This window comes from Companilactobacillus farciminis KCTC 3681 = DSM 20184 (genome assembly GCF_002706745.1).
GTDB classification, from domain to species: domain Bacteria; phylum Bacillota; class Bacilli; order Lactobacillales; family Lactobacillaceae; genus Companilactobacillus; species Companilactobacillus farciminis.
Genome location: NZ_CP017702.1, coordinates 1373397 through 1392951, shown reverse-complemented (window position 1 = coordinate 1392951; position 19555 = coordinate 1373397). Strand labels below are relative to the sequence as shown.

Here is a 19555-nt window from a genome sequence, read left to right as displayed (position 1 = left end):
TGGATAAATTTTGCAGCTTTAGTTAAAGAATCGTTTATTTTTAAGACTATTTCTATCTTTAATTTGTCGTCAGTTAACAAAAAATAGCTCATGTCTGAGAGACGCATTCTATGAATCACTTGTGTATAGTTGGTGGTCTGACAAATGAACTTGACCATACAATCCATATTCTTAAAAATCACCTTTTTCGGGCAAAAACGGGGGCTATTTGTAAATAATAACCCCTGTAAAACGTTGACGTATCAGCACTTAAAAACTACAATAAAATGGTAGGGGTTATTTATTAATATAACTAAATAATAGTCCCCATGATGGAGGAGCTATGAAACAGCTAGTTTTACCTATAAAAGATACAAATATCTTGAATGAAGTTAAAAATACGTTACTAAGGAATTTTAAATATGGTCGTCGTAACTACACAATTTTTCAGACTGGCAAGGCAACTCTACTTCGAGTTTCTGATGTCATGTCTTTGAAGTACAGTGATGTTTTTGACGAGTATGATGAGTTACGAAAGAACGCCTATATCCATGACAAAAAAACTGGTAAACCGAATACTTTGTATTTGCGACCAATTAAACGTGATTTACTAATTTATCAAAAATGGCTTTTGGAAAATCACATTAATTCAGAATGGCTCTTCCCTTCGATGCAAAGACCTAATCGACACGTTTCGGAAAAGCAATTTTATAAAATCATGGCAAAGACTGGAGATTTATTAGGAATTAATTATTTAGGCACGCATACGATGAGAAAAACTGGCGCTTATCGTGTCTACATTCAATCCAATTACAATATTGCTTTAGTCATGCGTTTGTTAAATCATTCTAGTCAGCAAATGACTTTAGCTTATTTAGGATTAGACCAAGAATCACGTGAACAAATGCTTGATCAAGTTGACTTTGGATAATTAAGCAAAAAGACAGACCCAACATTAATCTTGTTAGGTCTGTCTTTTTATTTAAAATACTATAAATTAAACTTTTGAAAATGTTCTTTTAAATAATCAATTGTTAAACTTGATGCATTTTTGACTAGCTCACTTGGCTTACCAGCGGCCATTAATTTACCACCAGCAGCACCACCCTTTGGACCTAGATCAATTAAGTAATCGGCATTAGTCATCAAATCTAAATCGTGAGTAATGATAATGATCGTTGCACCTTGAGATTTTAATTTATTCATGACACCGAGTAACGTTTGGACATCGATAGGATGTAAACCAACTGATGGTTCATCAAAGACAAACATCGTTTTATCCTGCTTGCCAGTCAAATGATTAACTAATTTCAAACGTTGAGCTTCCCCACCTGATAATTCTGGAGTGCTTTCGCCGAGATGCAAGTAATTTAGTCCGATTTCGTCCAATAACTTTAATTGTTTCTCAATTTTTGGAACGGATTCAAAAACCTTTAATGCATCTTTAACTGATAAATTGAGTAAATCGACAATAGAGTAACCGTGCCAGTGAATTTGTTGAATCTCATCTTTAAAACGATTGCCATGACAATATGGGCAAACTTCTACCATATCGGGAAGATATTGAATATCTAGTGAAATTTTTCCAATACCACCACAGTGTTCACAAGCACCTTGTTTATTATTGTAGGAAAAATTTGAAATAGTATATTTTCTGGCTTTAGATTCAGGTAAATCAGCAAACATTCGTCTCAAATTATCCATGATTGTCGTATAAGTCGCTAAACTTGATCTAGTATTTTTACCAACGGGTTTGGCATCGATACTGACGACATTAGTTAATTTGGTATCTAGTTTGACAACTTGTTTGGGTAATGCTTGCTTATTTTTCTTGTCTTCGATAGCCGGTACTAAACTATCTAAAATCAAACTAGTCTTTCCAGCTCCAGAAAACCCAGTAATAGCGGTTATTTTATTTCCCGGTATTGAAGCTGAGATATCGTGCAAATTGAAATAGTCTTTAACTTCAAAATTAGTTGATAAATCTGTCGCATTTTTCTTTGAAGAAACTTTTTCATGCATGATATCAGCTTTTCCAGAGATAAATGGACCAATTAATGAATTCTCATCATGAATTAACTCTTGAGGAGTACCTTGAGCGATAACGTTTCCACCTGCATCCCCAGAACCAGGACCAATTTCAATCACCCAGTCAGCAGCACTGATGATATCGACTTCATGATCAACGACTACTAAAGAATTTCCTTGATCAATCAATTTATGAAAAATATTGATCAGACCTTTAACGTTATCAGGATGCAGTCCAATCGAAGGTTCATCCAAGACGTAAAGTACTCCGGTCGTTTCTGTTCTCAATGTCTTTGCTAATTGAATTCGTTGTAATTCACCCGTCGACAAAGTATTACCATTTCTCGATAAGGTTAAATAATCTAATCCCAAATCGAGCAGTGGCTGTAAGGTGTCATGCAAGTTTTTAAAAAGTACTCTAGCCATAGCTTGTAATTCTTGAGGTAGTTCTGATTTTGTCTGTGTTTCCCATTCATTGAGATTACCAAGAGTCAAATCAGAAACTTCCGCAATATTCTTCTTACCCACGATTTGTGTCAACAATTCGGGATTCAGACGTGTTCCGTGACAAGTTGGACAAGTCGAAAAATGAAAGAATTGGTTAATTTTGTTAATAGAACGTTCACTTTTAACTGTCTTTAAGGAGTCGTAAACTGCTTCATAAGCATTTTCATATAGTGTTTTATCAGTGTGAAAAACACGACCGGTAGAAGTTCTAAAATCAACTGAATATTGTTTCTTTTCACCATGTAAAACGATATTTTTTTCTTTATCGGTCAAATCCTTATATGGAACATCGGTTCTTACACCTAAAGTTGCTGCAACTGTTGGCATGAAATTTCTGCCGGGAAGATGCCAAGAAGCAACCACTCCTTGATCAAGGCTTAACGACTCATCACCAATCAACTTTCTTTCATCCAATTCACGAATTTTACCAGTACCGTGACATTGAACACAGGCACCACCAGAGTTAAAGGCAAAATCTTCAGCTGCCTTAGCCATGAATTCGACACCACAGACGGGACAAGTGATTACTCCCATACGGTCTCCTGGCAAATCCATTGCTTGAGCTATTTTAAGACTTGGTTCTATTCGATGACCATTTGGACAAATCGTTGATCCTAAACGTGAAAAAATCAATCTGACGACATTAAAAATCTCACTCATCGAACCAACGGTCGATCTTTCGGAAGGAACTCCTGGACGTTGACGTAGAGCAATGGCAGATGGAATGTGCTTAACTTCTTGAACGTCTGAACGCTTGCTTTGACTGATTCGTCTTCTCGTATAGGTCGATAAAGCTTCCAAGTATCTTCTCGAACCCTCAGCATACAAGATACCCATGGCTAACGAGCTTTTCCCCGATCCAGATGGTCCAGAAATAGCTACAAATTTATTCAAAGGGATGTCAACATTGATATTTTTCAAATTGTTGACCTTTCCTCCTCGAACCTCAATTTTTTTATCCATACAATCAATACTTCCTTTTTATGAATAATGATTTAACAACTAATTATATTTCTATATGACAGTGTAAATTATACAATCACATTTCAATTAAGACAATTTTTAATCGGAAACTGGACTTTCTAAAGATAATTATAAATAATTAGTCAAAAAAATAAGGAAACCAACTGAGGTCTCCTTATACTTTTACAATTGTTGTAATTGATTTTGTTGAATCCAAGCGTTAGTACCAATACGATACATCTTAACATTAGTCAACGGATTAACAGCACGACGGTCAACAATCCATTCTGTACCATTGTTTACGGTGTTACCAGTGTAGTTACCAGCATTATCATAAATTTTAGCATTAGCTGTTGTTCTAACAGTTGAGCCAGCTAAGAATGTTGCCCAAGGCAAAGCATCGTTAGCGGCTACAAAACCGTTAGTACATACGTGATAATAGAAATTACCATCAATGATAGCAATCATATCGGAAATCCATTCACTATTTGGTGCCAAAGCCAAATCAGTTCTCTGTGCTCCGTAACGATCATATAAATGAGTTACTTGATTCTTAGTTGTCACACCACCACGAAGATCAGCTGTCTTGTAATTATCTCTATTTTGATAATCAGCATCAGTCTTTTTAGCATCCGCAATGTCATATTGGGAAACATTAGCGTAATCATTGTCGTTAGTTAGGTAGTAGGCGTAAACGTCACTAGCATCGTACTTACTATAAGTTTCTTGATTATTTCCCATTTCTTGTGAGAAGTAAACCATACCGTTGTCAGCGATACTTACTCCGATACCAACAAAGTTCACATAAGGATTTAACATGTTTTTTCTGTGACCATAATTTGGTTCAGGATCATACATTTCGCTATAAAATTCGTTAGTAATCTTTTGGGCAATAACAGTTGGATCTGTTGTACCAAGCATTGAATATGGCATTTGGGCAATATTTTCTTCAGCTGTTAAATTGTATGGATACATGTTAGCTGAATTCCAACCGGCATGATTGTCGACACCACCAGAACCAAGAAAACTATCAGTTCTGCTTTGAGCATAGGCATTCAAGGTATTTACTGAAGTTAGTGGTTGTAAATTGTTTTGGGCACGTAGACGATTCAATTCAGCCAACATAGCTACACGAACAGCGGCCGTATCGATTTTTTGATAACTAGCTTGAGTAGTGGCAGTACCGGTAGTTTCAGAATTGTCCGTACTTGAAGTTGCTTGATTATCATTAGTAGTACTGTTTTTAACAACGTTTTCTTGATTATTGTCATTTGTGGCAGTTGCTACACTAGAATTATCGTTGTTTGCAGTAGTGTTTGATACTGTAGGATCTGTCGTAGCAGTCGTATCTGCATAGGCGAGATTTCCTCCTAGACTTGTTGCAAGAAGTGCGCTGGCGGCTAGTAGAATAGCCGTTTTCTTAGTTTTCGAAAACATGATACTCCCCTTTTCACTGTGATAATACTGAATACATTCATTTTAACTCAATCAGGTTATTAATAAAGCATTACTTATAATAAATATTTTATATTATTACGGTAAAATAAAAAAGCCTTTCGGCTTTAAATTATGATTTATCAAAATCCCTGATCCAAGCAATTGCAAGCGCTCCCTTACCGAGATGAGCTCCAATAACTGGTCCAAAGTATGAACGTTCCAAAGTGTTGTCTGGATACTTTTCTTTTAACTCTTCTGCCCAACGGTCACCGGCTTCTTTATCATCAGCATCGATAACTAATAATCTCAATGGATAATCAGCATCTTGCATCGCATTAGCCAGTTTTTCTTCAGCCTTTAATTTAGCTTTTTTCATGGATCGAACCTTATCATAAGCCACGATTGCATGAGTTTGGTTGTCAAATTCCAATAAAGGTTTAATATTTAAGACAGTACCAATTACTGCAGAAGCATTGGAAAGTCTGCCACCTTTAACTAAGTTCTTTAGATCATCCACGACGAATGATTCACCAATCGATGCTCTCAATGAGTCTAAGCGAGCGATGATTTCATCTAGTGGTTTGTCTTCTTGAGCCATTTTGGCAGCCTCTTGAGCTAAATAACCCATTAAGCGAACGGTGATATGTGAATCATAAACCACGACGTTAATGTCGTCGATAGTTTGAGCAGCACTCTTTAGATTATTAACAAATCCAGAAATTGTGCTTGCTAAATGAATCGAAATTACGTTATCATAGCCTTCTTTAGCCAATTTATCGTATACGTTCATCATTTCACCAAGAGAAGGTTGAGCCGTTGAAGGTAGTTCTGGTGATTCTTGTAATAAATCATAAAACTCAGATGTAGTAATATCGATGTCTTCTCGATAAGTTTTAGTATTAAATACTACCTCAATCGGTACAACTGTTATATGATATTTATCGACTATTTCTTGTGGCAAATAAGATGTGCTATCAGTTACAATGGCTATTTTCATAAATTTATCAATTCCTTGTTTGGTTACGTATAATGATTGTATAACCATTAGATTATATCATACTCATTCACTTTTATATTTGTTACAACATAAAAGTTTCAGAAATTCTCAGGTATTTTTAGAAAGGAAATTATATATATGTCTTTTGACGGAATGTTTACCCACGCGATGGTAAACGAATTAAATCAGAATCTCAGCGGTGGTCGTATCAGTAAAATCCAACAGCCATTCGCTAACGAATTGATTCTAACAGTACGTAGCAATCGGAAAAATCGTCAACTTTTGTTATCGGCGCATCCCAATTATGCTCGCGTACAAATTACTGATCAACCTTTTGCTAATCCGGCTAAACCTTCGACTTTTGTCATGTCTTTACGTAAGTATATTACGAGTGCAATCGTCCAAGATTTTCGCCAATTAAATAACGACCGAGTGGTCATGATCGATTTATCAGCTAAAAATGAACTTGGTGATATTCACGAATACACATTGATCACTGAAATCATGGCTCGTCACAGTAATATTTTCTTGGTAAGTAAAGAAACTGGTAAAATTGTTGACTTGATCAAACGTGTTTCACCAGAAAACAACAGTTATCGAGGATTATTACCGGGAGACGATTACAAGTTGCCACCTGCTCAAAACAAAATCAATCCCTTTGAGACTAGTGAGACGGGTAAAGGATTGTCAGCTAGTGATTTACGTGCTAAATTCGAGGGAATCGGTTTGGATACTTCAAAAGAATTAGCTGACTTCATCGAAGCTGGTCACAACTTAGCAGATTTCACCGAACTTTATCAAAATCAAATTCATCCCAATGCAGCAAAATCTAACGATAAGAATAAATTAGGTTTCTTCCCAATTAGTTTCAACAGCACTACTACTGAAGTTACGGCTTATCCTAGTTTGGGCGAATTACTGGATAATTTCTATTTGGACAAAGCTAGATTAGATCGAATCGAACAGCAGACTAAGAGTATTACCCATCGTTTAGATATTATCTTGAAAAAAGATAAATCTAAGATCAAAAAACTCAATCAGCAGTTGAAAAAAACTGACGTTATGAGTAAATACAACCTTTACGGCGAATTATTAACGACTTATATGTCACAAATCAAGCACGGTAGCAGTTCGATAACTTTGACCAATTATTACAATAATGAAGAGGTCACAATCAAGCTTAATCCAGAGTACTCCCCTTCTATGAATGCTCAAAGCTATTATAAAAAGTATCGTAAGTTGCAAAATTCTATCCCTCACATCAACGAACAACTAGAAATTACTACTAATGAAGTAAATTACTTAGAATCTGTATTGGCTTCCTTAGAGTATGTTGATATTGAAGACGTTGACGGTATCGTTGAAGAGTTGATTTCTTCAGGCTATATCAAGAAGAAACGTAAGAATGCTCGTAAGAAGCGTAAGAAAAAGATTGGTGAAAACTTCCAGACTACTAATGGCATTGAAATTACTGTTGGTAAGAATAACTTGGAAAACGACCAATTGACGATGAAACTAGCTCAAAAGAATCATTACTGGTTCCACGTTAAGAACATCCCTGGCTCTCACGTTATCTTAAAGACTAGCACTCCTGACGAGGATTCTATTACTCAAGCGGCAACGATTGCTGCCTACTATTCAAAGGCACGTGATTCTAGCAAAGTTCCAGTAGATTACGTTCAGATCAAGCATATTAGAAAGCCTAACGGTGCTAAACCCGGCTTTGTAATTTTTGAAGGTCAAAAAACAATTTTAGTCGATCCTGACCGCAAGTTAGTTGAATCACTAAAAGAAAACTAAAAAAGACAATGATTTCATCTATTTTAAATGAAATCATTGTCTTTTTATTTTTCATTTTTTCTTAATTTGGATAGTTCAGTCTTAGTTTCTTCTTCATCAAGTAATTGGTAACGTTTTGAATCAATCGTCAATAAATATCGATTGTCGAAATTATCGAAGATCTTCTCTAAGGTCAAATCATCGCCTATCTTATTTCCAAGCAATAATTTTACCAAAGTATCAATCACGTGCACGGAACTTGCTAACTCATGGCGGATGATATCATTGGTCATACCACGATATTTCTTAGTCATCAACCAATGGTCGTTGTTCTTCACTAATTCAAAATTATAAATATCGACCTTTTCATCGTTTTCCAGTTCTTGTCTAATGAGACGAGAAATACTAGCACGATCTTCAACTGTCATAAATTGATTTACCGAACTGATCTCATACAAATGTCCATCACGTTTAGCTTGATAGATTACTGATGGAGCCAAAAAGTTCTCTCCATCGCTTACTACCATTACTCTGACTGAAGTATTACCACTCAATTTTAGATTCTTTAACTCTTGAGCGCTAAATTGGAAAACTCGTTTGTCATCAGTCTCAATCAAATTCTTAGAAAGATCAATGATATTTAATACACTGTCATTTGCTATCAAGCCAAGATTTTTCATCTCCATATGTGGATCGTCAATCTCGACTACTTTTCGACGCATCGACAACGGTGCATTCCAAGGCTCACGACCAATAATAATCGGTTCTAATCCGTTTTGATCAATTGATTTTGCTAGTTGAAACAAAACGAACTGACGAATCATAATATCAGTTTTAGAAGTGATAATTGGCGTTCTAACGACTATCTTCATTCGGTCGCTCAATTGCAGTTCATTGCTGATACCACTCGTTACAAAATAATTGTGATTAATAAAATCATTGTTAGCTACCGATACTGCCTGTTTATTCTTAACGACAGTTTTCGTTACGATATCTGGACTGTCGAGCAACAATTTCGAATGACCAACACCTTTAACACCCATATTGACCATGTGCTCTACATTGTTACCGTCAATCTCGCCTTCACGAATAATCAAGCTGTTGTCAATGATATTTTGCAACGCTGTTAAATAAGGCATATTAATGCCAGTAATTTCTGATAGAACCGGCTTTTCAAATTTTCTTCTCAAAGCTTCTGACAAAACATCAAGCATCCAATTAGTAGGGTGAATGATTTTTTCAAATAGTTCATCATCGTCTAATTTGCGTAATTCATTATAGCGATTGAAATTGTTATTTAGCTTGTCGTTTAGAGCACCTTTATTCAAAACCTCCTCTAAGCTAAAGCCATTGACGACAATACTAGAGTTTGAAGTCTTACTTGGACCCAAGTATCTTTGATCATTAGTCGTCCACTGTGGGAAGCGAGACGTTATGTGATCCACGAAAGGTTCCGTTGCACCGTTAAAGTAATTTCCAGCATCTAGTTGCAATTTATCCAGATGATATCCTAGACACAATTGTGCCACAGCTGTAGCGACGGGATAACTTGTAGCATATTCCAAAAACTTAGTCTCTTCGCTCAATCTAGGAATAAATTCGGTAATATAAGATTCATTCGTTGCGTGATTGTAAGCAAAGTGGACGGTACAAATACCAACGATATTGAATGTTCGTGCTAATTTGATAGAGAAATTTCTCAAACGTTGCAATTTAGAATCATTGAGAGAAATCGCTGGGGAAATCAAATTTGAGTCCAAATGATGAATACCAATTGGTTCGATATCTTCAATCGTTCCCACTAATGAAGAATTATCGTAGCGATCCCGTAAAATCGTAAATGAATATTCACTGAAGCCACGAATACTGCGTTCAATTTCAATTTTCGTATCAGCGATATCTTCCATTGCCATAAAGTTATCTAATTCAAACAAGTTATTGATATTCGTCCAACCACTCGAATGACGATTTGAGTATCGACGTCTAGCAATGATAGGAAAACCAATTGAACGGATAAAACTATAAATTTCTTTTTCGTCGTCTGAAGAAATAAATTTAATAACTGGCAAATTAGCGTGCACTAATTTTTTGATAAATAGTTCCCGCTTAAATGTAGCTAAAGAAGCCGCAAAGCTAGGTCCTAAAATCTTTGTTTCACCAATCTTACCATTCAAGCTAGATACGATTCCCAAAGCATTTCTATCTCCAACAATCGGTAAAATTGAATCGGGATGGTATTTTTGAACATATTTTAAAACATTGTCACCAGTAACCTTTTCTACTATCGTCTTATCGTAAAAGACACCAGATGATAACAAGGAGGTTGGATCCTCAACGATAATCGAAAGCTTGTAACCAAGTTGATGCAAGATGTCAACGGTATCATAAAGAGCAGTCGATAAATCAACGTTTTTATCACTACTAGTAGGACCGATAATTAAAATTGTATGTACATCGTCTAATTCCATTGACTTCTAATTCCCTCCTGTTGCTTGACCGATTCGATCAAATCAATAAATTCATCAAATACATAATAGCCGTCGGTTGGTCCAGGAGCAGCTTCTGGTTCAAATAAAACTCCCATAATTGGCAAATATTCATGACGAATTCCTTCGATAGTCCCGTCCGCAACACAAATATTAGTCACAATAAAATCAGAACTACCGATGTACTTCTGATCTAAAGTATAAGAATGATTATGATTAACAAAATCAATTTTGCCACTGGCCACTTCCTTAACTGCTAAGGATGATTCATGATGTGGCTGTGGTAAGTGAATTATTTGACATTCGTTTGCAAGAGCTATCAATAAACTACCTAGGCCAATCCCTAAAATTGGATAATCCTTTTGTAGGGTTTGAATTCGTTCGATCGTCTTCGGCAAGTCTTTGGGATCACCAGGTCCATTAGAAAAAATAATTCCATCCGGATGAAGATTTTCAATCTCTTCAACTGTCGAATTGTAATTAACGATAATCGAATTACAATCTCGATAAGATAATTGTCTCAAAATTGAATATTTTAAGCCAAGATCTACGATGACGATTTTTAGACCCATATTAGGATTAGGATATGATTGTCGAGTTGAAACTCGTTTGACTAAATCTGGTGGCAACACTAAAGCCTTGATCTGATCGATTGCATGTTCATCATGAGTATCCATGATACTAGCTTTCATTTCGCCATGTTCAGCAATGTGTTTTGACAAAGCTCTCACATCGACGTTTTTAATACCAGGAATCTTCAAACTAGTGATCCATTCTTCAAACGAAATAGAATTATTAACTGTCGACAAACTAGAGGAGCCGATTACGACTCCCTTACATTGCGAATTGATTGACTCATAAAAATCACGATTAATTCCCGAGTTACCCACAGAAGGAATTGTAAAAGCAATAATTTGACCCTCGGTATTAGGATCAGTTACCGATTGTTCAATCCCCGTACGATTATTTGATATTACTAATTGACCAGTAGTAATAATAGAAGAACCGAAACCATCTCCAGGAAAAACTGTTCCATCTTCTAAAATTAAATAACGTTTCATCTAAAGCAACTCCTCAAATATTTATTCGATTTCGATCTTATCTTCTCCATCGATTTCTTTCATTGAAACTTTGATCTTTTCCTTTTGAGAAGTTGGAATATTCTTACCAACAAAGTCAGCACGAATTGGTAATTCACGGTGTCCACGATCTACTAAAACAGCTAGAGAGATCTTCTTAGGACGGCCAGCACTCATCAAAGCATCCATTGCAGCACGAATCGTTCTACCAGTGTATAAAACATCATCCGTTAAGATTACGTGTTTGTTATTAATATCAATGCCTAGAGGTTGGGCGTCAACTTTTGAAATATCTTTTTCTTCGTGAGTTTGGTCATCACGATAAGGTGTAATATCTAGTTCCGCAACTGGAATCGAAATATCCTCTAACTGTTTTAATCTAGACTCGATTCGGTGAGTCACAAAGACACCGCGTGTTTTAATCCCTACAAGAACCAAGTCCTCAATTCCCTTGTTTCTTTCAATAATTTCATAAGTAATACGTGTCAATGCACGAGTCATCGTTTGACCATCAATAATTTCTTTTGCCATTAATTTTCCCTACTTTCAAAAAAAAGCACCCACAAAGTGAGTGCTTTAGTTTATTTATAATCGCACACAATTCTATTTTTACATTATAGCACGACGCTTTCACTGTCAATGACGTAATTGCATTAAAGTGTCTAAGAAAATCTTTGGGGGTTCAACTGAAAATTCCATCCATTTGTTAGTTCTTGGATGAACGAACCCTAAAGTTTTAGCATGTAAAAATTGACCATTGCCTTTTAGAGTATTTTTAGGACCATACAAAGGATCTCCCGCAACGGGATGACCGATGTATTGCATATGTACTCTAATTTGGTGCGTACGACCAGTTTCTAATTTTAATTTTAAAAGCGAGTAATTTTCAAATTGTTCCAAAACGGTAAAGTGAGTAACCGCATTACGACCATTTTCAACGACCGCTTGTTTCTTACGATCAGTTTTTGAACGGCCTAACGGTGCATTGATCTTACCAGTTTTTTCTTTGAAGTTGCCGTGAACGATAGCCACGTACTCGCGAAGATTACTTTTTTCTTTGAGCTGTTTCATCAATGATTGCTTAGCTAAATTGTTCTTCGCTATCATCAATAAACCTGAAGTATCTTTATCGATTCGATGAACGATACCTGGTCTGATCATGTCATCATCGTTGATTTGGCAATGGTACAAAATTGCATTGACCAAAGTCTTGTCTGGATGACCAGCAGCGGGATGAACTACCATTCCTTGAGGTTTGTTAACGACTAAGACGTCATCGTCCTCATAAACGACATCGATAGGAATATTTTCTGGAATAGCCTCGATCGGTTCTTCTTCAGGAACATTCACTAAAATTTTATCGCCATTGGTTAATTTAAAACCACTTTTTGCTACCGGTTGACCATTAACAGTAATGTATTGATCTTTGATGAACTTTTGAATCTGTGAACGTGTTAATTCAGAGATTTCATCATTGATAAAGGCATCTAAACGACCCTTTTTTGTTTCATTGTATTCTAAGTTAAAAGACTTACTTATTATTTTTCTCACCTGCTAGTTGGATAATCAAAGAGCCAATAATTAAAACCACACCAATTGTGATGTAAGTATCAGCCAGATTAAAGATTGGAAAGTTGATAAAGTCCAAGTTGAACATGTCGACGACGAAATGTCTAGTAAAACGATCAATGGCATTACCAACTGTGCCCGCTAATAAGAATATCAAAGAAAAGCGATAAAGATAATCTTTTTTGTCAGCTTTAACAAATAAATATATTAAAACGACCACAGCCACGATAGTTACCAAGTAAAAGAACATCATTTTACCTTCTAGCATGCTCCAAGCAGCCCCAGTATTTGTAATGTGCGTAATTGATAAAAGACCAGGGATGAAGTCATGCACGCTCATCGGTGCAATATTTGTCGTCACATAGGACTTAAGAGCTTGATCACCAACAACTAAAACCCCAAACAGTAGCCAATAAACTAACTGCACTAGAACAATCCTCCGATAGTACCTTCATTATCAACATCCATGTTCAAAGCTGCTGGTTTCTTAGGAAGTCCTGGCATAGTCATTACGTTACCTGTCAAAACAACCACGAATCCGGCACCTAATTTTGGAATGATATCAGTTACGTGAAGCGTAAAGTCTCTTGGTGAGCCGAGTCTCTTAGGATCATCACTGAGTGAATATTGAGTTTTAGCGATACATACTGGAAGATCATCCCAAGCATTATCTTTTAGTACTTGTAATTGGTTGCGAGCTTTTTTGCTGTATTCAACGTTGTTAGCGCCGTAAACTTCTGAAGCAATCGTAGCAATCTTAGCTTCTGTTGTTTCGCCGTCTTCATACAAACGAGTATAGTTAGCTGCTTTTTCAGTTGCTTTGATAACAGCCTTAGCCAATGCTTGACCACCTTTACTACCATTGTGATGGATTTCAGCTAGTTGTACATCAACGCCTACTTCATCACATAAACTAGTCAAAAGCTTGATTTCATTATCAGTATCAGTAGCAAATTTGTTGATGGCAACAACTACTGGAATGTGATAGTAACGCATATTATGGATATGACGTTTCAAGTTCTTAAAGCCAAGATTCAAGGCGTTCAAGTCCTCATTTTGAATATCAGCTAATTTTTGACCACCGTTGTACTTCAAGGCACGAACCGTAGCAACAATAACGATAGCGTTTGGTGCGTGATTCAATTTTGGCGTTACGATGTCCAAGAATTTCTCGCCACCAAGGTCAGCACCAAAGCCTGCCTCGGTAACAGCGTAATCGCCTAATTTCATAGCTAATTTAGTAGCAAGGATACTATTGCATCCGTGAGCAATATTAGCAAAAGGTCCACCATGAATAATAGCTGGTGTGTTTTCCAAAGTTTGAACTAGATTTGGCTTCAAGGCATCTTTTAGGAGAACTGTAATTGCTCCTTCAACGTGCAAATCTCTAACGAAGATTGGTTTCTTGTCAAAAGTATAAGCAATCAAAATATTAGAAATACGTTCTTTCAAATCATCGATATCTTGTGCTAAACAAAGTACCGCCATCAATTCACTGGCAACGGTGATTTCAAAGTGTTCTTCACGAGGAACAGAGTTGAATGGGCCACCAAGACCAACAACGATGTTTCTAAGCGCACGATCGTTGATATCTAAAGCGCGCTTCCAGACGATTCTTCTAGGATCGATATTTAAAGCGTTACCTTGATGAATATGATTATCGATCAAAGCAGCCAAAGTATTGACCGCACTAGTCAAGGCGTGCATATCACCTGTAAAATGAAGATTGATATCTTCCATTGGTACTACTTGAGCGTATCCACCGCCGGTAGCTCCACCTTTCATTCCCATAACGGGTCCTAAAGATGGTTCACGAAGTGCCAAAACAGTTTTCTTGCCGAGCGATTGTAAAGAATCAGCTAAACCAATAGCAACTGTCGACTTACCTTCTCCAGCTGGAGTAGGATTAATGGAAGTTACTAGGATCAACTTGCCATCATCTTTTTCATCCATAGTTTTTGCAATACTACGACCAGAAAACTTAGCTTTGTAGTGACCGTATGGTTCAATATCATCTGGTGTTAAACCTATTTTTTTAGCAATTTCGTTAATATTTTTCATATTGTCATGCTCATTAATTTGAGCAATTTCGATATCACTTGGAAATGACATTGCTTTCACCTGCTTCTTTTTTGATTATATTTAAAATTCCCTTTGTAGAAATAATTTTGAATGGAAAGAAATCCCGATTACTGAAGTGGAATTCCATTGTCCAATTATTGTCCGCCCTTATGTTAACATCTTCGTGTTTAAATACACGTGCCTTATAGTATGGTTCTTTGATAGTAACTGAATCCTTAGAAATTTTGATCCAAGAATTGGTAATAATGTAAAAGACATAAATACCATCAATAATCCAAACTATAAATGGAATAAAACTAAGCGCCATGATCTCCAGTTGTAAAATAATACCTAAACAAGCTAGACTTAATGCGATAGACCACATGATCACGCCCCATGCGCCAGTTGGTTGAACAAAATGTTTCTTTGACATAATTTCTCCTGAAAGGTTCTAAATAATATGATTAAATTGTACACCGATGCCGGATTAAATACTAATTTAAATCTTGGCGTCGTTGCGTTTGTAATAAAGCAAAATAATAAATTTTATAGCGATGCTCTTGAACAAGATTTTAATGACAATCACTATTTGGAATTCTTGGCATTAAAGATTGCTTTGAAAAAAATTATAGAAAAAAATTGGAATCACGACATTATCCAGATTCACTCTGACAGCCAAATCGTGATTGATAGTTTGAACAAAAAATATTCTAAGCACTATCAACCGATATTAGATGACATCTTAAAAGAGCTGAAATCGTTTCCATTTTACTTTGCTAAACACGTCTCAGATAAAGAAAATAGCGCCGCCCACGCCCAGGTTCATCAAAAAATGTTAAACATTCGTAAACATAGGTCTAAATAGTTTTTAGAAAATAGAAACTATGCTACGATTAAAACGTTTTCAATTAAAGTTGAGGGGGATTTCCTTATGTATTATGTTGTTATGAAAGATCGTGACATTCGCGATAATTTAGCTACTGAGCAATATTTAATGAATAACGTGAAATTTGATGAACCATTAGTCCTATTTTACATTGAAAAATCTTGTATCATCGTTGGTCGTAATCAAAATACCCTTGAAGAGATCAACAGCGACTACATTAAGGATAACAATATCACAGTTACCCGTCGTATTTCTGGTGGTGGTGCCGTCTACCAAGATTTAGGCAATTTATGTTTTAGTTTCGTAGTCGATTCTGATGATAAAAACTTCGGTGACTTTAAGTCTTTCACCCAACCAATTATTGATGCCTTGCACCAAATGGGCGCTACCACGGCCGAAGTTTCTGGTCGAAATGACTTGTTAGTTGATGGCAAGAAGTTTTCTGGAAACGCCATGTATTCTAGAAACGGCAAGACTTTCTCACATGGAACTTTATCACTTGACGTTGACCTAGATGTCCTTACTAAGGCTTTGCACGTTCAAAAAGACAAGATTGCTTCTAAAGGTATCAAATCAATCAGAAGTCGTGTAACTAATCTACGTCCATACTTAGCTTCTGAATATCAAAATCTGACGACTGAGCAATTCCGTGACCGTTTATTATTAGAATTATTCCACGCCAACAGTCTTGATGAAATTAAAGATCATGAATATGTCGTGACTGAAGAAGATCAAAAAGCCATCGATAAAATCAAAGAACAATATTATTACAATTGGGATTGGGTCTATGGTAAGTCCCCCGCTTTCACTGCTAAGCAAAGAAAACATTTTGACATGGGAACAGTTGACGTTCGTTATAACATCGCTAACGGCGTCGTCGAGAATGTTGAAATATATGGTGATTTCTTTGGTATGAAAGATGTTAATGATATTAAACAAAAATTATTAAATGTTAAATTTGATCGTGATGAAATTTTGAAAGTTCTTGGACAATTTAATTTGGATGATTACTTTAAGGGAATTCCAGAACAGGATCTAGGAAAACTCTTCACTCCCTAAAGCAAATTTTGTCTACTCTTTTAAATCAAAATGAGCCGAGAAAAATAATTCTCGACTCGTTTTTTATTTTTGTTATGATTATCTTTAATAAGGGGTTAAAAGATGATTAATGAAATTGTTTTAAATGATTCAATAAGTCTAATCGACGTTCATTCAACGACTAATTTAAATGATGATGACCGAATGAAACTAATTGAAGAGTATCGCTTGACTAATGAAGTTTTGGACTACGCCGACGATGAAAATGAACGAGCTCGTTTTGAATATGATGATTTGAGCAAAACCTACTTGATTGTTTACAATGTGCAAAACGAAAATGACCAGGTGGAAGATCTATCTCAACGAGTTTTGCCGATATCACTAGCTATTAAAGATCAACAACTATTTTTATTTACTAATGACGCTACCCACTACATCAAAGATTATCTCATCGACGTTAAAAATCATTTGAGTAAAAAATATCAAAAAGAAATTTGGGAATTCATTTTTAATACTTTTGACCAAATTTCCAGTGACTATAGCGATCAAATTAGTGAAATAGATTTACAAAGAAATAAAATTCAGTCTTTGATCCGTCGCCATCATTCATCAGAAAATCAAATTTTGGATCTGTCTGATTTAGAAGATTTGACGACTTATTTAAACACTGCCATCAATGATAACTATACTGTTGTAAAACAGCTTCAGATGGTCTCTAGTGGCAATTCTCAAGTGATTCATTTGGATAAAGTCAGTAAGGAACACCTGCACGATTCTCTAGTTGAAATTGAGCAGATCAAAAACCAAGTTGACCTTAGTTCTGATATTATCGATCGAATTTCGAACACTTACAACAATATTCTCAATAATAGAACAAATACGACCATGAAGATACTGACGGTTTACACCATTATTCTCAGTATCCCCACGATCGTATCGGGTTTTTACGGAATGAATATGAAATTGCCAATTGCCGATCAAAAATGGTCGTGGGTATTTTCATTAATCATTACCGTAGCTATTATTCTAATAATTCTCTGGGATCTACATCGTAGAAACAGTCTTTAGTGTTTTGCCCAGTATTGATAAAAGTCAGTTCTAATTGAACCATTATACAATTTACGTTTCTTAGTAGCTTGTTGACCATAATACTTTTCAAATTCAGTATCACTAGTCAAAATATACTTATTCCAAGTGGGAGCGGTCGCAAAGACTTCTCCCATTTCTTTATACAGTTTACGAACATTTTCCATATCACTCATACGTTGACCGTAAGGAGGATTGGTAATGATTGTTCCGTATTCGCCTTCGATCTTTAGATCTTTAACGGCAACTTGCTTGAATTTGATATCATGCAACACGCCAGCATCGTGAGCATTCAATTTTGCAATATCTATCATTGAGCCATCAATATCACTAGCAAAGATATTTAAATCGACATCTTTTTCGCCAGCCTTAGCCTCATCTTTCAAGTTAGCTAAGATCTTAGGATCAAACCAATCGAAATTTTCAAATAGGAAGTGACGTTGGATTCCTGGTGCAATGTTTCTAGCCAAGCGAGCCGCTTCAATAGCAATTGTTCCAGAACCAGTCGTTGGATCGATGAATGGATCTTCTTCAGGGTGCCATACAGTTAGAAGAATCATTGCGGCCGCAAAGTTTTCCTTCAATGGAGCTGCACCGTGTTCAACACGATAACCACGTTTGTACAAAGAATCACCAGTTGTATCAAGTGTTACCTCGACCATATCTTTGTGAATACGAGTTTCAATTTGAAATTTTGCACCAGTCTCCGGTAATCTACCACGACGCATGAAAACATCAGCCATTTTATTAACGATGGCTTTTTTTGTGATTGCTTGAATATCTCTTTCTGAATGTAATTGAGACTTAACAGTTCTTGCTTTGATAGGAAAAGCAGCATTCAAAGGTAGCCAGTTGTCCCAGTCAATTGCATAAACTTTATCGAATAGTTCTTCAAAAGTTACTGCTTTAAAACTATCGATCAAGATTTTGATTCTATCGGCACTGCGTAACCAAAGGTTAGCTCTGGCGATATCTTCATATTCACCGTCAAAATAGACTTTACCATTCTCAGTCTTTGTATCGTATCCCAAATTTTGTAATTCCTTTGCGGTTACAGATTCAAAGCCGCTTGACATAGTCGCAATTAATTTCATATTGCCCCTCTTGTTTTTTATTATTTAATTTTTTGTATAAAAAAAGGACGAACAAGTCGTCCCTCTGCCTCGATAAACTCCTATAGGCCACGTTCTGTTCATGTATTAGGTTGGCAAACCTAATACAGTTAGTAATCATCTATCTACAATTAAGCCTTCACAGTAGATTCATTTCTCGTTATGAAGCGCCCCTACCAAAGTTTGGGTTGCCCGCTTGCGGGGTTTACCTCGTTCCACCACTGCAATTTCTCACAGTAATACGTCTCTGTGGCACTTTCAAGCTATTAACGCATAGTCTCACTGACCTTAGCGCTTTCGCTGCCGTTACCCGAAGGTACCTTGGCTTATTAGGCCAAGCACAAACACTGCAAACATCTCAGTTCGCGCGGGCGTGGACCTTCCTCAGCCTAGATAACTAGACCGCGATTACTCGTAATTTACCGACTTGAACAGTATACACTAAATCCAATTAAATTCAAACCCGATATCACTAATTGATCATAAATTAATTTATCAGTGATTAAAATTGATTGAAATTATTGTTGTTGTTCATATTTCCATTAAAG

16 protein-coding genes and 1 other RNA gene are annotated in these 19555 nt (G+C 36.2%); 5 read left to right on the top strand and 12 right to left on the bottom strand.

The features are described 5' to 3' along the window. The first annotated feature begins 322 nt into the window (after positions 1–322). Positions 323–910, top strand: coding sequence for a site-specific integrase (locus tag LF20184_RS06815; protein WP_010019812.1), 588 nt, complete (start codon positions 323–325; stop codon positions 908–910). A gap of 59 nt (positions 911–969) precedes the next feature. On the opposite strand, the gene LF20184_RS06810 is transcribed toward LF20184_RS06815, so the two are convergent. The 3 genes from LF20184_RS06810 to LF20184_RS06800 all read right to left on the bottom strand — a co-directional run bounded on the left by LF20184_RS06810 (position 970) and on the right by LF20184_RS06800 (position 5911). After that, positions 970–3477: an excinuclease ABC subunit UvrA gene (locus tag LF20184_RS06810; protein ID WP_056945125.1), complete on the bottom strand. Its 2508-nt coding sequence runs from the start codon at positions 3475–3477 to the stop codon at positions 970–972. A 183-nt stretch (positions 3478–3660) separates the two neighbouring features. After that, complete coding sequence (locus LF20184_RS06805) at positions 3661–4914, bottom strand: CAP domain-containing protein (RefSeq protein WP_010019809.1); 1254 nt, start codon at positions 4912–4914, stop codon at positions 3661–3663. Between the two features lie 130 nt (positions 4915–5044). Then, complete coding sequence (locus LF20184_RS06800) at positions 5045–5911, bottom strand: fatty acid kinase binding subunit FakB (RefSeq protein ID WP_010019807.1); 867 nt, start codon at positions 5909–5911, stop codon at positions 5045–5047. Positions 5912–6079: 168 nt separating this feature from the next. On the opposite strand from LF20184_RS06800, the gene LF20184_RS06795 reads away from it, so the two are divergent. Further along, positions 6080–7711, top strand: coding sequence for an Rqc2 family fibronectin-binding protein (locus LF20184_RS06795; protein WP_235699468.1), 1632 nt, complete (start codon positions 6080–6082; stop codon positions 7709–7711). 44 nt (positions 7712–7755) lie between these two features. Here LF20184_RS06795 and LF20184_RS06790 read toward each other — a convergent pair whose 3' ends face one another. The 7 genes from LF20184_RS06790 to LF20184_RS06760 form a co-directional block, all read right to left on the bottom strand. Further along, positions 7756–10158 (bottom strand): ATP-binding protein, encoded by a 2403-nt coding sequence (locus LF20184_RS06790; RefSeq protein ID WP_010019805.1) that lies wholly within the window; start codon positions 10156–10158, stop codon positions 7756–7758. Then, on the bottom strand, positions 10149–11237 hold the full coding sequence (locus LF20184_RS06785) for a carbamoyl phosphate synthase small subunit (RefSeq protein ID WP_010019804.1): 1089 nt from the start codon (positions 11235–11237) through the stop codon (positions 10149–10151). Before LF20184_RS06785 ends, LF20184_RS06790 begins: the two co-directional genes overlap by 10 nt. Before the next feature lie 21 nt (positions 11238–11258). After that, positions 11259–11786, bottom strand: coding sequence for a bifunctional pyr operon transcriptional regulator/uracil phosphoribosyltransferase PyrR (gene pyrR, locus LF20184_RS06780; protein WP_010019803.1), 528 nt, complete (start codon positions 11784–11786; stop codon positions 11259–11261). A 105-nt stretch (positions 11787–11891) separates the two neighbouring features. Next, on the bottom strand, positions 11892–12794 hold the full coding sequence (locus LF20184_RS06775; protein ID WP_029606517.1) for an RluA family pseudouridine synthase: 903 nt from the start codon (positions 12792–12794) through the stop codon (positions 11892–11894). Further along, on the bottom strand, positions 12787–13251 hold the full coding sequence (gene lspA, locus LF20184_RS06770) for a signal peptidase II (RefSeq protein ID WP_010019800.1): 465 nt from the start codon (positions 13249–13251) through the stop codon (positions 12787–12789). The genes LF20184_RS06775 and lspA overlap by 8 nt, the downstream gene beginning before the upstream one ends. After that, complete coding sequence (locus LF20184_RS06765) at positions 13251–14936, bottom strand: formate--tetrahydrofolate ligase (RefSeq protein ID WP_010019799.1); 1686 nt, start codon at positions 14934–14936, stop codon at positions 13251–13253. Before LF20184_RS06765 ends, lspA begins: the two co-directional genes overlap by 1 nt. After that, on the bottom strand, positions 14920–15318 hold the full coding sequence (locus tag LF20184_RS06760; RefSeq protein WP_010019798.1) for an EbsA family protein: 399 nt from the start codon (positions 15316–15318) through the stop codon (positions 14920–14922). The genes LF20184_RS06765 and LF20184_RS06760 overlap by 17 nt, the downstream gene beginning before the upstream one ends. Positions 15319–15345: 27 nt before the next feature. On the opposite strand from LF20184_RS06760, the gene LF20184_RS06755 reads away from it, so the two are divergent. From LF20184_RS06755 to LF20184_RS06745, 3 genes are all read left to right on the top strand, one after another. Beyond that, a complete protein-coding gene (locus LF20184_RS06755) occupies positions 15346–15750 on the top strand; it encodes a reverse transcriptase-like protein (protein WP_010019797.1) in 405 nt (134 codons plus the stop codon). 66 nt (positions 15751–15816) lie between these two features. After that, positions 15817–16830, top strand: coding sequence for a lipoate--protein ligase (locus LF20184_RS06750; protein WP_010019796.1), 1014 nt, complete (start codon positions 15817–15819; stop codon positions 16828–16830). A gap of 102 nt (positions 16831–16932) precedes the next feature. Beyond that, positions 16933–17877, top strand: a complete 945-nt coding sequence (locus LF20184_RS06745) for a magnesium transporter CorA family protein (RefSeq protein ID WP_010019795.1) — start codon at positions 16933–16935, stop codon at positions 17875–17877. Here LF20184_RS06745 and LF20184_RS06740 read toward each other — a convergent pair. Then, positions 17874–18989, bottom strand: coding sequence for a THUMP domain-containing class I SAM-dependent RNA methyltransferase (locus tag LF20184_RS06740; RefSeq protein WP_010019793.1), 1116 nt, complete (start codon positions 18987–18989; stop codon positions 17874–17876). The two genes, LF20184_RS06745 and LF20184_RS06740, sit on opposite strands and share 4 nt — an antisense overlap. 78 nt (positions 18990–19067) lie before the next feature. Next, positions 19068–19427: RNase P RNA component class B (gene rnpB / locus LF20184_RS06735), an RNA gene on the bottom strand. Positions 19428–19555 lie beyond the last annotated feature (128 nt).